A 14519-nucleotide genomic window follows, 5' to 3' on the forward strand; every position below is an offset into this window, starting at 1 on the left:
ATCACTCCTCGCCTCCTTCCTCAGAGGCCCCGTCCGCCCCGGCGCCCGCGGTGTCGGCGGTCCCGACCTCCACGGTGCGCTCGACGGCGGGGTTGATCACGTTGAGCAGGGGCTGGGGGTAGAGGCCGAACGCGATGATGAGCGCGAGCAGCGGGGCGACCGCCCACATCTCGCGCCCGGACAGGTCCCGCAGCCCGGACAGCCGGGCCGGGGTCTCGCCGGTCATGGTGCGCTGGTACATCCACAGGATGTAGAGCGCGGCCAGGACGACGCCGGACGCGGCGATGACCGCGGGGGCGGGGTGGAACGCGTACACCCCGACGAACACGAGGAACTCGCTGACGAACGGGGCGAGGCCGGGCAGCGCCAGGCCCGCGAGGCCGGCGACCAGGAACACCCCGGCGAGCTTGGGCGCGACCCTCTGGACGCCGCCGTAGTCCTCGATGAGCGACGACCCGCGCCGCGCGACGAGGAAGCCCACGACGAGGAAGAGCGCGCCGGTCGCGAACCCGTGGTTGACCATGTAGAGGGCGGCTCCGGCCTGCGCCTGCGGCGTCAGGGCGAAGATGCCCAGGGTGATGAACCCGAAGTGGGACACGGACGTGTACGCCACCAGGCGCATCATGTCGCTCTGCCCGATGGCGAGGATCGCGCCGTAGACGATGCTCACCAGGCTCAGTGCGACCACCGGCCACACGAACCACGAGACCGCGGACGGGAACAGCTCCAGGCAGTAGCGGAGCATGCCGTAGGTGCCGACCTTGTCGAGCACGCCGACGAGCAGCACGGCGGTGCCGGGGCGCGAGGCCCCCGCCGCCGAGGGCAGCCAGGTGTGCACGGGCCACATCGGCGCCTTGATGGCGAAGGCGATGAAGAAGCCGAGGAAGAGCCACCGCGCGGTGCCCGGGTCGACCGCCGCGAGGGCGCTGCCCTCGCCCACGAGGTCGGTCCACAGGAAGGTCCCGCCGATGACGTACACGCCGATCACCGCGACCAGCATGACCAGTCCGCCGGCGAGGCTGTACAGCAGGAACTTGACGGCCGCACCGGCCCTGTCCTCACCTCGCCCGTACCGGCCGATCATGAAGTAGACCGGGATGAGCATGGCCTCGAAGAACACGTAGAACAGGAACACGTCGGTGGCCGCGAAGACACCGATCATCATGGCTTCGAGCACCAGGATGAGCGCGAAGTAGCCGCGTCCGCCGTCCTCCCTGTCCTCGTTCTCGTTCCAGGCCGCGAGGATGACGAGCGGCACCAGGACCGCCGACATCAGGATCAGCGTCAGCGCGATCCCGTCGACGCCGAGCGCGAAGTGGACGCCGAAGCGCGGGATCCAGGGGTAGACCTCCTCGAACTGGAGGCCGCCCGCCGCGGACGTGTCGAACCTCAGCGCCATGGCGGCGAGGACGACGAGGGTGAGCACCGAGAAGCTGAGCGCGACCCGCTTGGCGGTCCCGGCCGGCGACCCGGCGGCCCCCGCGGCGGTGGCCGCCGGGGCCCTGGTGGCCGTGGCCGTGGCGGCCCCGGCCGTGGCCGCGGCGCCCGCGGAGGCGGAGGCCCCCGCGGGGGCGGCGGCCTGTGACGTCTTCACGCGCGGCAGCGCCCAGATGACGGCCGCGCCGATCACGGGGAGCGCGATCGCGATAGTGAGCCAGGGGATCATTGTCTAGAACCTCACAGCCAGCGTCGCGGCGACGATGACGGCGCCGAGGAGCATCGTGAGCGCGTACGTCCGGGCGAAGCCGGTCTGCGCCCTGCCCAGTCCGCGGGAGGAGTCGCGCACACCCGTGCCGAGCCCGTTGACCGCGCCGTCGATGATCTTGTCCTCGACCACGAGCAGGACCTTGGTCAGGACCTGTCCGGGCCGCATCAGCAGGCCTTCGTTGATCTGGTTTCCGTACAGCTCCTCACGCGCGAAGGCGGTGACGAGGTTGGCCTCGGGCGCGGTCCTCGCCACCGGCCTGCGCAGGTAGACCACCCAGGCGAGGGCCACGCCGCCCGCCATCACGGCCAAGGCCGCGATCCCGTAGGGGGCGGTGAACGCGTGCGCCACGTCGAAGTGGTGCGGGTGGGCCCCGATGGTCGGGGCCAGGAAGTTCGCGAACCGGTCGCCGAGGGTCAGGAACGCGCCCAGGGCGACGGAGCCGATCGCCAGCACCACCATGGGAGCGGTCATGCTGACCGGCGACTCGTGCGGGTGCACGCCCTCCTCCCAGCGCTTCTCGCCGAAGAAGGTCATGAAGACCATCCGCGACATGTAGAAGGCGGTGAGGGCGGCGCCGACGATGACGGCGGTGCCGAGGACCAGGCCCCGGGTGCCGCCGACGCCGAAGGCCGCGGAGATGATGCTCTCCTTGGTCCACCAGCCGGACAGCAGCGGGAACCCGATGATGGCGAGGTAGCCGAGGCCGAAGGTCGCGAACGTGACCGGCATGGCCTTGCGGAGCGCCCCGTACCGGCGCATGTCCACGCCGTCGTTCATGGCGTGCATGACCGATCCGGCGCCGAGGAACAGCCCGGCCTTGAAGAAGCCGTGCGTGACCAGGTGGGCGATGGCGGCCACGTAGCCGACGGGGCCGAGCCCGGCGGCGAGGACCATCATGCCGATCTGGCTCATCGTGGACCCGGCGAGGGACTTCTTGATGTCGTCCTTGGCCGAGGCGATGATCCCGCCCGCGATCATGGTCGCGGCGCCCACGACGGTGACGACCGTCTGGGCGACGGGCGCGGCCTCGAAGACGGGCCCGGCCCGCACGATGAGGTACACGCCCGCGGTGACCATGGTGGCCGCGTGGATGAGCGCGGACACCGGGGTGGGGCCCTCCATGGCGTCGAGGAGCCAGGCCTGGAGGGGGAGCTGCGCGGACTTGCCGCACGCGCCGAGGAGCAGCAGCAGCCCGACGGCGAGCAGGACGCCGTCGCCGGCCCCGGGGACGGCCGCGAACACGTCGCTGAAGCTGACCGCGCCCAGCGCCGTGAACATGATCATGATGGCGACCAGCAGGCCGATGTCGCCGACCCGGTTGATCAGGAACGCCTTCTTGGCGGCGGTGGCCGCGGTCGGCTTGTACTGCCAGAACCCGATGAGCAGGTAGGACGCGAGGCCGACGCCCTCCCAGCCGAGGAACAGCAGGACGAAGTTGTCCGCGAGCACCAGCACGAGCATGGCGGCGACGAACAGGTTGAGGTAGGCGAAGAACCGCCGTTTGCCGGGGTCCTCGGACATGTAGCCGAGGGAGTAGATGTGGATCAGGGAGCCGACGAAGGTGATCAGCAGGACGAAGCTGATCGAGAGCGGGTCGACCAGGAGGTCCACCCCGGCGGAGAAGTCGCCGACGGCGAACCACTGGTAGACGGGGACGGCGACGCTGCGGGCGTCGGCGCCCCGGCCCAGGAGGTCGAACAGGGCCAGGAGCGCCCAGGCGAAGGCGGCGACCGGGAGGGCCGTGGCCAGCCAGGGCCCCCACTTGTCGGTTCGCCTCCCCCCGAGCAGCAGGATCGCCGCGCCCGCGAGCGGCAGGGCGATCAGCAGCCAGGCGTTCGACAGCACCGCGCTGTCGGCGGCGGTCGCCACCGCGGGTTCGGCGGCGAGGTACGCGTGAGATGTCACTGCCACGTCGCCTTCTAGTGCTTGAGCAGGTTCGCGTCATCGAGCGACGCGGACCTGCGGGTTCGGAAGATCTGCATGATGATCGCGAGGCCGACCACCACCTCGGCGGCGGCGACGACCATCACGAAGAACGCGATGACCTGGCCCTCGATGTCCCCGTGCATCCGGGCGAACGCGACGAACGCCAGGTTGCAGGCGTTGAGCATGAGCTCCACGCACATGAAGACGATGATCGCGTTGCGCCGGACGAGTACGCCGACGGCGCCGATGGTGAACAGCAGCGCCGCGAGGACGATGTAGTTCATCGGGTCCACGAGGACTCGACCTCCTGCCCGTTGCCGTTGCTGTTCTCGGTGCCGCCGGTCCCGTCGGCGCCGTCGTCCGGGTCGCCTCCGGGGCCCTCGCCGGTGTCGGAGACGGGCTCGCCCTCCTTGGAGGAGGCCGGGTCCGACGCCCCGCCGGGCAGCGCGGGGCTGCCGGTGCGGACGTCGGCGGGCACCCGCGACTGGTACTCGGGGTCGCGGGCGGTGAGCACCGGGTTGAGGGAGAGCTGGGAGACCGTGCCGTCCGGCAGCAGCGCGGGCATGTCGATCGCGTTGTGCCGGGCGTAGGTGCCCGGCCCCGGCAGCGGGGTCGGGTGGTCGCCGCGGATGCGGTCCTCGGACATCACCCGCTGGGTGCGCCGCTTCTTCGTGCGGGCGGTGTGCGCGAGCACCATGGCGCCGAGGACGGCGGTGATGAGCAGCGCGCCGGTGGCCTCGAAGGCGACCACGTAGCGCAGGAGCAGCTCGCCCGCGATCCACGGGATGGTGCCCCCGGCGGCCGCCGCCCCGGCGCCCAGCCCCACCGGGTCGCCCACGGAGATGCGGGTGATGCCGGTGGCCAGGGCGCCCACGAAGGCGAGCGCGACGACGGCGGTCATGATCCGCTGTCCGCTGAGCGTCTCCACGAGGGAGTCGGCCGAGCTGACGCCGATGAGCATCAGCACGAACAGGAACAGCATGAGGACGGCGCCGGTGTAGACGACGATCTGGACGACCATCAGGAACGGCGCCGCGTTGATGCCGTAGAAGATGGCCAGGCCGACCATGGTCAGCGCCATGGACATGGCCGAGTGGACGGCCTTGCGCGAGAAGACCACGCCGAGGGCGCCCAGGAGGACGACCGCGCCGAGGATCCAGAACGCGGTGGCCTCCCCGCCCGTGATGGGCGCGGCGAGGTACAGCGGGGCGTCCACGGGCGCGTCGAGCGGGACGTTGACGCCGTGGTGGGTCGTGGAGAGCGGGTTCAACGGATCCCCTCCGCGCTCTCCGCCGGGGCGTCCTGCGTCCCGTGCTGGCCGCGCCCGGTGGCGTAGTAGTCCTGCTCGGTGTCGCCGAGGCGCATCGGGTGGGGCGGCTGCTCCATGCCCTCCTTGAGGGGGGCGAGCAGCTGCTCCTTCGTCCAGATCAGGCTCTGCCTGCTGGTGTCGGCCAGCTCGTACTCGTTGGTCATCGTGAGGGCGCGCGTGGGGCACGCCTCCACGCAGAGCCCGCACAGGATGCAGCGCAGGTAGTTGATCTGGTAGATGCGGCCGTAGCGCTCGCCGGGCGAGTACCTGTCGTCGTCGCTGTTGTCACCGGCCTCCACGTAGATGGCGTCGGCCGGGCAGGCCCAGGCGCACAGTTCGCACCCGATGCACTTCTCCAGGCCGTCGGCCCACCTGTTCAGCTGGTGTCGGCCGTGGAAGCGCGGCGCCGTGGGGCGCTTGACCTCCGGGTATTCGACCGTCGGCACCTTCTTGAACATGGTGTGGAAGGTGACGCCGAATCCTTTGACGGGGTTGAGCCACTCAAGCACCGGAAACCTCCTCACCCTTCTTGTTGCTCTCGGCGGCGACCGGGGCCGTCCGCGGCGGTTCGGCGAGCACGCTGCTGCCGTAGTGCGGGGCGGTGCTCGGCGGCACCGGGAACCCGCCGAAGGCGGGGTCCTTGTGGGCGCGGCGCCGGCTCTCGGCCCGCAGGCGCGCCTCCTCGGCGCGTTCGCGGCGGGCGGAGCGCGCCCAGGCGGCGAACGCCCCGATCGTCGCGGCGGAGAACCCGGCGACCACGAGGCCGATGACGATCGGCGACGCGCCGTCCAGGACGAGCATCCGGACGACGGCGACGGCGGTGATCCACACCAGCTGGATGGGGATGAGCACCTTCCAGCCGAGCTTCATCAGCTGGTCGTAGCGCACCCGGGGGAGGCTGCCGCGCGCCCAGATGAACAGGAACATGACGCACAGGAACTTGAGCAGCCACCACAGGGCGGGCCACCAGCCCTCGTTGGCGCCGGGCAGGATCGCGCTCACCCCGGGCGGGGCGAGCCAGCCGCCGAGGAAGAGCGTGACGGACACGGCCGCGACCGTGCACATGTTCACGTACTCCGCGAGGAAGAACATCGTGAACTTCATGGACCCGTACTCGGTCATGAAGCCGCCGACGATCTCGCCCTCGCCCTCCGCGAGGTCGAAGGGCAGCCGGTTGGTCTCGCCGACCATCGTCACCAGGTAGATGAGGAAGGACGGCAGGAGCAGCACGGCGAACCAGAGCCCGCGCTGGGACTCGACGATCCCCGACGTGGTGAGGGTGCCGGACATGATGAAGACCGCGACGAAGGACAGGCCCATCGCGATCTCGTAGCTGATCACCTGGGCGGAGGCCCGCAGGCCGCCGAGCAGGGCGTACGGCGACTGGGACGCCCAGCCGCCGAGCACGAACCCGTACACGCCGAGCGCCGCGGTGGCCAGGACGACCAGGGCGGCGATGGGCAGGTCGGTGAGCTGGAGCGGGGTGGTGACCCCGAACATGGTCACCTCGGGCCCGATCGGGATGACCGAGAACGCGATGAACGCGGGCACGGCCGCGATCATCGGCGCGGCGATGTAGACGAACCGGTCCACCCCGCGCGGGATCAGGTCCTCCTTGAGGGAGAGCTTGATGCCGTCGAACAGGGACTGGAGGAGGCCGAAGGGGCCCATCCGGTTGGGTCCGTGGCGCTGCTGCATGCGGCCCATGACCTTGCGGTCGGCCATGATCATCATCAGCACGCAGAGCATGAGGAAGACGAAGATCGCCAGGGCCTTGATCGTGGTGATCCACCACGGGTCGCTGCCGAAGGCGCCCAGGGTCTCCTCCGAGGCGAGCTGGAGGGCGCCCGTGTGGACGGCGGGGCTCACTGCTGCCTCCCGGCGGTGTGGTGGGACGCGCCCGCGGATTCGGGCGCGGACAGGATGACCGTGTCCCCGGCGCCGCTGCCGAGGTCGCGTCGGACGACGCAGCCGCGGGCGTTGGCCGGGAGCCAGACGACGCGGTCGGCGATGTCGGCGACGACGACCGGGACGGTGACGGAGCCGTGGGCGCCGGTGACGCCGAGCATCCCTCCGTCGGGGACCCCGACCTCGTCCGCGGTGGTCCTGGACAGGTAGGCGCGGGGCGGCCTGGCGGTGCCGGCGAGGAACGGCTCGCCGTCCTCCATGCGCCCGGTGCCGAGCAGCTGCCGCCAGGTGGACAGGACGGCCTGCCCGGCCTCCGGCTCGGGGACGGCGACCGGCCGGGCGGAGGGCCCGGAGGGCCGGTTCCCCGTCCACAGGCCCAGTTCGAGCAGTTCGCGGTAGGCGGACGCGGCGTCGGGCAGGCCGAGGTGCACGTCCATGCCGTCCGCGACGGCGGAGAGGACCCGCAGGTCGGAGAGGGCTCCGGGGACCTTGAGCGCGTCGCCGAAGGGCCGGTGGCGGCCCTCCCAGTTGACGAAGGTGCCGGACTTCTCCGCGACGGCGGCGACGGGGAGGACCACGTCGGCGCGGTCGGTGACCTCGCTCGCGCGCAGTTCGAGGCTGACGACGAACGGCACCCTGGCCAGGGCCGCGCGGGCGGCGTCCGGGTCGGGCAGGTCGTCCAGCTCGACCCCGGCGACGACCAGGGCGTCGAGCTCCCCGGCCGCGGCGGCGGCGATGATCGCGGCGGTGTCGCGGCCCGGGCGCTCGGGCAGGGACCCGACGTTCCAGGCGCGGGCGACCTCGGCGCGGGCGGCGGGGTCGGCCACGGGGCGTCCGCCGGGCAGCAGGCCCGGCAGCGCTCCGGCGTCGACGGCGCCGCGCTCCCCGGCCCTGCGCGGCACCCAGACGAGCCGGGCCCCGGTGCGGCGGGACAGGGCGGCGGCGGCGGTGAGCGCCCCGGGGACGGCGGCGAGCCGCTCCCCGACGGCGATGACCGCGCCCTCCTGACCGATGGCCTCCACGACCTCGGGGTGGTCGACGTCGAGGGCGTTGAGGACGCGGCCCTCGTCGCCGGGCACGGTGCGGACGAGCGTGCCGTCGGTCTTGGTCAGGCCCAGGCTGGCGTGCGAGGCGACCGAGAAGACCTTCAGCTTGCGCTTGCGGGCGCCCTTGCGCAGGCGCAGGAACGTGGAGGGCGACTCGTCCTCCGGCTCGAACCCGGCCAGGAGCACGGCGGGCGCCTTCTCCAGGGCGGTGAAGTCCACGCCGACGGGGGTTCCCGCGACGTGGGCGGCCAGGAACGCGGCCTCCTCCTCGGAGTGGTCGCGCGCGCGCATGTCCACGTCGTTGGTGCCGAGGGCGACCCGCGCGAACTTGGCGTAGGCGTAGGCGTCCTCGTAGGTGAGGCGGCCCCCGGTGAGCACGCCGACCCGGCCGCGCGCGGCGGCCAGGCCCTGCCCGGCGAGGGTGATCGCCTCGGACCAGGACGCGAACTCCAGGGCCTTGGTCTCCTCGTCGCGGACGAGGGGGCGGGTGAGGCGGTCGGGCTGGGTGGCGTAGGTGAACGCCCACCGGCCCTTGTCGCAGTTCCACTCCTCGTTGACCTGCGGGTCGTCCCCGGCCAGGCGGCGGGTGACCTTGCCCCTGCGGTGGTCGGTGCGCTGGGCGCAGCCCCCGGCGCAGTGCTCGCACACGCTGGGGGTGGAGACCAGGTCGAAGGGCCGGGACCGGAACCGGTAGGCGGAGCCGGTCAGGGCGCCCACCGGGCAGATCTGCACGGTGTTGCCGCTGAAGTAGGAGTTGAAGGCCTCGCCGTCGGCGATGCCGACCTGCTCCTGGGCCCCGCGCTCCATCAGCTCGATGAGCGGGTCCCCGGCGATCTGCGCCGCGAACCGGGTGCAGCGGGCGCACTGGATGCAGCGCTCCCGGTCGAGCAGCACCCCGGTGGACAGCGGGATCGGCTTGGGGAAGGTGCGCTTGACGTCGACGAAGCGCGTCTCGCCCCGCCCCGTGGACACGGCCTGGTTCTGGAGGGGGCACTCGCCGCCCTTGTCGCAGACCGGGCAGTCCAGCGGGTGGTTGATGAGCAGGAACTCCATGATCCCGCGCTGGGCCTTCTCCGCCACCGGGGAGGTGAGGTGGGTGTTGACCACCATCCCCTCCATGACGGTGATGGTGCAGGAGGCCTGCGGCTTGGGCATGCCGCGGCCGTTGCCCATGTCGGGGATCTCGACCAGGCACTGGCGGCAGGCGCCGACCGGGTCGAGGAGCGGGTGGTCGCAGAACCTCGGGATCTGGATGCCGAGGAGTTCGGCGGCCCGGATCAGGAGGGTGCCCTTGGGCACCTGGATCCGGAACCCGTCGATGGTGACGGTGATCAGGTCCTCGGGCGGCGGCGCCGGCGCCGATCCGCCGGAGGAGTTGGAGGTGACGGTCACTGGTTTCCTCCCGTCGCGGCCGGGCGGTCGCCCCACAGGGTGGACTTGGCGTGGTCGAACGGGCAGCCGCCCTGTTCGACGTGGTCGATGTACTCCTGGCGGAAGTGCTTGATGGAGGACATGACCGGGCTGGTCGCTCCGTCGCCGAGGGCGCAGAACGAGCGGCCGAGCAGGTTGTCGCAGATGTCGAGGAGCTTGTCGAGGTCGGCCTCGGTGCCCTCGCCGCGCTCGATGCGGTCCAGGACCTGGACCATCCAGTAGTTGCCCTCGCGGCAGGGCGTGCACTTGCCGCAGGACTCGTGCGCGTAGAAGGCGATCCACCGGCCGACGGCGCGGACCACGCAGGTGGTCTCGTCGAAGACCTGGAGCGCGCGGGTGCCGAGCATGGACCCGGCCGCCCCGACCGACTCGAAGTCGAGCGGGGTGTCCAGGTGCTGGTCGGTGAAGATGGGCGTGGAGGAGCCGCCGGGGGTCCAGAACTTGAGGCTGTGCCCGGCCCGCACCCCTCCGGCCATGTCGAGGAGCTCGCGCAGGGTGATCCCGAGCGGCGCCTCGTACTGGCCGGGCCGGGTGACGTGCCCGGACAGGGAGAAGAAGCCGAAGCCGGCGGACTTCTCGGTGCCCATGGACGTGAACCAGTCGGCGCCGTTGGCGACGATGCCGGGGACGCTGGCGATGGACTCGACGTTGTTGACCACGGTGGGCGAGGCGTAGAGCCCGGCCACGGCGGGGAACGGCGGCTTGAGCCGGGGCTGGCCCCGGTAGCCCTCCAGGGAGTCCAGGAGGGCGGTCTCCTCGCCGCAGATGTAGGCGCCCGCCCCGGCGTGGACGACGACGTCGAGGTCGAAGCCGCTGCCGAGGATGTCCCGGCCGAGCAGCCCGGCCTCGTAGGCGTCGGCGACGGCCTTGCGCAGGCGGCGGATGACGTGGACGACCTCGCCGCGCACGTAGATGAAGGCCTGGTTGGACTTGATCGCGTACGACGCGATCGCCACGCCTTCCACCAGCACGTGCGGGTTGGCGAGCATGAGCGGGATGTCCTTGCAGGTGCCCGGCTCGGACTCGTCGGCGTTGACGACGAGGTAGCGCGGGTTGGGGTTGTCCTTGGGCAGGAACCCCCACTTCATCCCGGTGGGGAACCCGGCGCCGCCGCGGCCGCGCAGGCCGGACTGCTTGACCAGGTCCACGATGGCGTCGGGTTCCATGGCCAGGGCCTTGCGCAGCGCGTCGTAGCCGCCGGTGGCCTGGTACCCGTCGAGGGTGAAGGAGTCGGTGCGGTCCCAGTTGCGGGACAGGATCGGGGTCAGGGTGGTCACTTGGCGCCCTCCTCACCCTGGTCGCGGGCGGGAAGGTTCGCGGGGTCGGGCGCGGTCCAGCCGTTGCGCCGGGCCACGTCGAGTCCGGCGAGCGAGGCGCCCGCCGCCTGGACGCCCTCGCCGGCGCGGCCGTCGTCGAACCCGGCGAGCACGCGGGAGGCCTGCTTCCAGGTGCACAGGCTCGCGGGGCCGCGCGTGGGGGCGACGTCGTTGCCGAGCCGCAGGTCGTCGACCAGCCGCTTGGCGGTGTCGGGCGTCTGGTTGTCGAAGAACTCCCAGTTGACCATCACGACGGGGGCGAAGTCGCAGGCCGCGTTGCACTCCAGGTGCTCCAGCGTGACCTTGCCGTCCTCGGTGGTCCCGTTGTGGCCGACCCCGAGGTGGTCCTTGAGGGACGCGAAGATCTCGTCGCCCCCCATGACGGCGCACAGGGTGTTGGTGCACACGCCCACCTGGTAGTCGCCGCCGGGGCGGCGGCGGTACATGGTGTAGAACGTGGCGACCGCGTTGACCTCGGCGAGGGTGATGCCGAGCTGGTCGGCGCAGAAGCGCATCCCGGCCGTGCTCACGTGCCCCTCCTCGGACTGCACCAGGTGCAGCAGGGGGAGCAGGGCGGAGCGCTGCCGGGGGTAGCGGGCGATGATCTCCTTGGCGTCCGGTTCCAGACGGGCCGTGACCTCGTCGGGGAACCTCTCGCGCACGACCTGCGCGCTGTCCGCGCTGTCGGGTGTGGTGTCGTTCTGGTTCACCGGTCCACGCCTCCCATCACCGGGTCGATACTGGCCACGGCCGCGATCACGTCCGCCACCGTGCCGCCCTCGCACATGGCGGCGACGGCCTGGAGGTGCGTGAACGAGGGGTCGCGGAAGTGCACGCGGTGGGGGCGGGTGCCCCCGTCGCTGACGGCGTAGCAGCCGAGTTCGCCCTTGGCGCTCTCGACGGCCGCGTAGGCCTGGCCGGCGGGCACCCGGAAGCCCTCGGTGACCAGCTTGAAGTGGTGGATCAGCGCTTCCATGGAGCTGCTCATGATGTGCGCGATGTGGTCGGGCGAGTTGCCCAGCCCGTCGGGGCCGAGTGCCAGCTTGGCGGGCCAGCCGATCTTGGCGTCCTGGATCATCACCGGGCCGGGAGCGAGCTTGTCCAGGCACTGCTCGATGATCTTCAGGCTCTCCTCCATCTCGGCGATGCGCACCCGGTAGCGGGCGTACACGTCGCCGCCGTCGGAGACGGGGACGTCGAACTCGTAGCCCTCGTAGCCGCAGTAGGGCTTGGACTTGCGCAGGTCGAACGCGAGTCCGGAGGCGCGCAGCAGCGGCCCGGTGACGCCGAGCGCCATGCAGCCGGGCAGGTTGAGGTAGGCGACGTCCTTGGTGCGGGCGAGGTAGACGGGGTTCTCGTCCAGGAGCTTGCGCATGATCTGGATGCGCTTGGGCATCTCCTTGAGCAGCTCCCGGACCTGGCCGACCGCGCCGGGCGGCAGGTCCTGCGCCACGCCGCCGGGGCGGACGTAGGCGTGGTTCATCCTCAGGCCGGTGACCAGCTCGAAGATGTCCAGGATCATCTCGCGCTCACGGAACCCGTTGGTCATGACCGTGGTCGCGCCGAGTTCCATGCCGAACGTCGCCATCGCCACGAAGTGGGAGGCCATCCGGTTGAGCTCCATCATCATCACGCGGATGACGCTGGCGCGCTCGGGGACGCGCTCGGTGATGCCGAGCAGCTTCTCGACCGCCAGGCAGTACGCCGTCTCGTTGAAGAGCGGCGTCAGGTAGTCCATGCGGGTGACGAACGTGGTGCCCTGCGTCCACGTCCGGTACTCCATGTTCTTCTCGATACCGGTGTGCAGGTAGCCGATACCGACGCGTGCCTCGGTGCAGGTCTCACCGTCGAGGGTGAGGATCAGGCGGAGGACGCCGTGGGTGGACGGGTGCTGGGGGCCCATGTTGACGACGAGGCGTTCGGCGCTGGTGGCCTGCGCCTTCTCGATGACGTCGTCCCAGTCCCCGCCGGAGGCGTCGATGTAGTCCTCGGTGACGGTCATGCCGTGCCTCCCTTCGTGGCTGAGTGGCTGTGGGTGCTGGCGGTCACGTGTAGGACCTCCGCTCGTCCGGCGGGGGCACGGTGGCTCCCCGGTACTCGACGGGGATGCCGCCCAGGGGGTAGTCCTTGCGCTGCGGGTGGCCGCGCCAGTCGTCGGGCATCTGGATGCGGGTCAGCGAGGGGTGGCCGTCGAAGACCATGCCGAAGAAGTCCCAGGCCTCGCGCTCGTGCCAGTCGTTGGTCGGGTAGACCGACACGATCGACGGCACGTGCGGGTCGGCGTCGGGGCAGGTGGTGACGACGCGGATCTCGCTGTTGTGGCTGATGGAGCGGAAGTGGTAGACCGCGCGCAGCTCCCGGCCGGTGTCGTCGGGAAAGTGCACGCCTGTCACCCCCGTGCACAGCTCGTAGCGCAGGGCCGGGTCGTCGCGCAGCACGCGCGCCAGTTCCAGGAGCGCCTCGCGGCGCACGTGGAAGGTGAGTTCCCCGAGGGCGACCTCGACGCGCTCCACCGCTCCGGCGTCCTCGCCCAGGGCCGCCTCCAGGTCGTCGGCCACCCTGTCGAAGTCCGCGGTGCGCGGGTCGTCGGGGTCGGTGTAGGGGCGCGGGCTGTTCGCGGGAGCGCTCCCCCTGACCTGGAGGCCCCCGAAGCCGGAGGTGTCGCCCCCGGTGGAGCCGCCGAACATGCCGGTCCGCTTGACCGGGGCGGCCAGCCGCTCGCGTCCCTGCCTCTCGGGCAGGTCGGCGGCTTCCTCGTTGCGCTCTTTCTCGCTCATGTCAGTCCCTCGTCACCACGGGCAGCGACCGGCGGAGCATCCGCTCCTCGATCTCGGTGATCTCCAGCTCCCGGTGGGCGCCGAGCTTGGTGTTCTGGACCTTGTCGTGCAGCTTGAGCACGGCGTCGAGGAACATCTCCGGCCTGGGCGGGCAGCCCGGCAGGTAGATGTCGACCGGGACGACGTGGTCCACGCCCTGCACGATCGCGTAGTTGTTGAACATGCCGCCGCTGGAGGCGCACACGCCCATCGCGATGACCCACTTGGGCTCGGGCATCTGGTCGTAGATCTGGCGCAGGACGGGGGCCATCTTCTGGCTGACGCGTCCGGCGACGACCATGAGGTCGGCCTGGCGCGGGGTGGCGCCGAACTTCTCCATGCCGAACCGGGCCAGGTCGTAGTGGGGGCCGCCGACGGCCATCATCTCGATGGCGCAGCAGGCGAGCCCGAACGTGGCGGGCCACATGGAGCTCTTGCGGGCCAGGCCCACGACCTGCTCGACGGTCGTGAGCGCGATTCCGCTGGGAATTTTCTCTTCGAGTCCCATCAGCTGCGGACCTCCTCCGGGCTGGGCTGGGCGTGCTGCCGGGTCTGGGCGGGGCGCGCGGTGGTCGTCAGTCCCATTCGAGGCCCCCGCGGCGCCACTCGTAGGCGTAGGCGATGGAGACGTTCACCAGGAAGAGGACGATCGCGACCAGTCCGAACCAGCCGAGGGCGTCGAAGTGGACGGCCCAGGGGATGAGGAAGATGATCTCGATGTCGAAGATGATGAACATCATGGCCGTCATGTAGTACTTGACGGTGAAGCGGCCGCCGCCCGCGGGCTGCGGGGTCGGCTCGATGCCGCATTCGTAGGCCTGCATCTTGGCCCGGTTGTAGCGCTTGGGGCCCATGACCGCCCCGGCCACCATCGACACCACCACGAACGCGGCGCCGATCCCGCCGAGCACGAATATCGGTGTGTAGAGCTCCACGGGTCACCCTCCTTCTGGCTGGTCGGCACGCTCGCGCATGCTTGTGATTGCTTTCACTAGCTCATCTCTTCGGTCGTCCCGTGCTGTCCTGTTGTGGCGCCGGACCCGACCGCCCGGCCGTGTT

The 14519-nt window shown here is 71.2% G+C and carries 13 protein-coding genes; all 13 read right to left on the reverse strand.

All coding sequences use genetic code 11. The features are described from left to right. Window position 1: 1 nt before the first annotated feature. Window positions 2-1666: an NADH-quinone oxidoreductase subunit M gene (locus ACQPYD_RS29450; RefSeq protein ID WP_433698627.1), complete on the reverse strand. Its 1665-nt coding sequence runs from the start codon at window positions 1664-1666 to the stop codon at window positions 2-4. A gap of 3 nt (window positions 1667-1669) precedes the next feature. Then, window positions 1670-3613 carry an NADH-quinone oxidoreductase subunit L gene (gene nuoL / locus ACQPYD_RS29455; protein ID WP_433702170.1) on the reverse strand — a complete coding sequence of 648 codons (1944 nt, stop codon included), beginning with the start codon at window positions 3611-3613 and terminating at the stop codon, window positions 1670-1672. Window positions 3614-3627: 14 nt separating this feature from the next. Then, window positions 3628-3927, reverse strand: a complete 300-nt coding sequence (gene nuoK / locus ACQPYD_RS29460) for an NADH-quinone oxidoreductase subunit NuoK (protein ID WP_013156051.1) — start codon at window positions 3925-3927, stop codon at window positions 3628-3630. Beyond that, window positions 3915-4904, reverse strand: coding sequence for an NADH-quinone oxidoreductase subunit J (locus ACQPYD_RS29465; protein ID WP_433698628.1), 990 nt, complete (start codon window positions 4902-4904; stop codon window positions 3915-3917). The genes nuoK and ACQPYD_RS29465 overlap by 13 nt, the downstream gene beginning before the upstream one ends. After that, on the reverse strand, window positions 4901-5452 hold the full coding sequence (gene nuoI / locus ACQPYD_RS29470; protein WP_433698629.1) for an NADH-quinone oxidoreductase subunit NuoI: 552 nt from the start codon (window positions 5450-5452) through the stop codon (window positions 4901-4903). Before nuoI ends, ACQPYD_RS29465 begins: the two co-directional genes overlap by 4 nt. Further along, window positions 5445-6812: an NADH-quinone oxidoreductase subunit NuoH gene (nuoH, locus tag ACQPYD_RS29475; RefSeq protein WP_433698630.1), complete on the reverse strand. Its 1368-nt coding sequence runs from the start codon at window positions 6810-6812 to the stop codon at window positions 5445-5447. Before nuoH ends, nuoI begins: the two co-directional genes overlap by 8 nt. Next, window positions 6809-9289 (reverse strand): NADH-quinone oxidoreductase subunit G, encoded by a 2481-nt coding sequence (locus tag ACQPYD_RS29480; protein WP_433698631.1) that lies wholly within the window; start codon window positions 9287-9289, stop codon window positions 6809-6811. The genes nuoH and ACQPYD_RS29480 overlap by 4 nt, the downstream gene beginning before the upstream one ends. After that, window positions 9286-10605, reverse strand: coding sequence for an NADH-quinone oxidoreductase subunit NuoF (nuoF, locus tag ACQPYD_RS29485; RefSeq protein WP_433698632.1), 1320 nt, complete (start codon window positions 10603-10605; stop codon window positions 9286-9288). The genes ACQPYD_RS29480 and nuoF overlap by 4 nt, the downstream gene beginning before the upstream one ends. Then, window positions 10602-11354: an NADH-quinone oxidoreductase subunit NuoE gene (gene nuoE, locus ACQPYD_RS29490; protein WP_344177196.1), complete on the reverse strand. Its 753-nt coding sequence runs from the start codon at window positions 11352-11354 to the stop codon at window positions 10602-10604. Before nuoE ends, nuoF begins: the two co-directional genes overlap by 4 nt. Continuing rightward, a complete protein-coding gene (locus tag ACQPYD_RS29495) occupies window positions 11351-12646 on the reverse strand; it encodes an NADH-quinone oxidoreductase subunit D (protein ID WP_433698633.1) in 1296 nt (431 codons plus the stop codon). The genes nuoE and ACQPYD_RS29495 overlap by 4 nt, the downstream gene beginning before the upstream one ends. Window positions 12647-12689: 43 nt before the next feature. Then, the gene (locus ACQPYD_RS29500) at window positions 12690-13421 is read right to left on the reverse strand and encodes an NADH-quinone oxidoreductase subunit C (protein ID WP_433698634.1); all 732 of its coding nucleotides are present in this window, start codon (window positions 13419-13421) and stop codon (window positions 12690-12692) included. Window position 13422: 1 nt separating this feature from the next. Beyond that, window positions 13423-13968, reverse strand: a complete 546-nt coding sequence (locus tag ACQPYD_RS29505; RefSeq protein ID WP_433698635.1) for a NuoB/complex I 20 kDa subunit family protein — start codon at window positions 13966-13968, stop codon at window positions 13423-13425. Window positions 13969-14035: 67 nt separating this feature from the next. Continuing rightward, entirely contained in the window at window positions 14036-14395 is a 360-nt protein-coding gene (locus tag ACQPYD_RS29510; RefSeq protein ID WP_267946792.1) for an NADH-quinone oxidoreductase subunit A, read from the reverse strand. Window positions 14396-14519 lie beyond the last annotated feature (124 nt).

The organism is Nocardiopsis sp. CA-288880 (genome assembly GCF_050955985.1).
GTDB lineage: Bacteria > Actinomycetota > Actinomycetes > Streptosporangiales > Streptosporangiaceae > Nocardiopsis > Nocardiopsis tropica.

Bases quoted from the DNA above. Each gene is read 5' to 3' on its own strand.
- ACQPYD_RS29450 (WP_433698627.1), bottom strand. From the start codon at position 1,666: ATGATCCCCTGGCTCACTATCGCGATCGCGCTCCCCGTGATCGGCGCG.
- ACQPYD_RS29505 (WP_433698635.1), bottom strand. From the start codon at position 13,968: ATGGGACTCGAAGAGAAAATTCCCAGCGGAATCGCGCTCACGACCGTC.
- ACQPYD_RS29495 (WP_433698633.1), bottom strand. From the start codon at position 12,646: ATGACCGTCACCGAGGACTACATCGACGCCTCCGGCGGGGACTGGGAC.
- ACQPYD_RS29500 (WP_433698634.1), bottom strand. From the start codon at position 13,421: ATGAGCGAGAAAGAGCGCAACGAGGAAGCCGCCGACCTGCCCGAGAGG.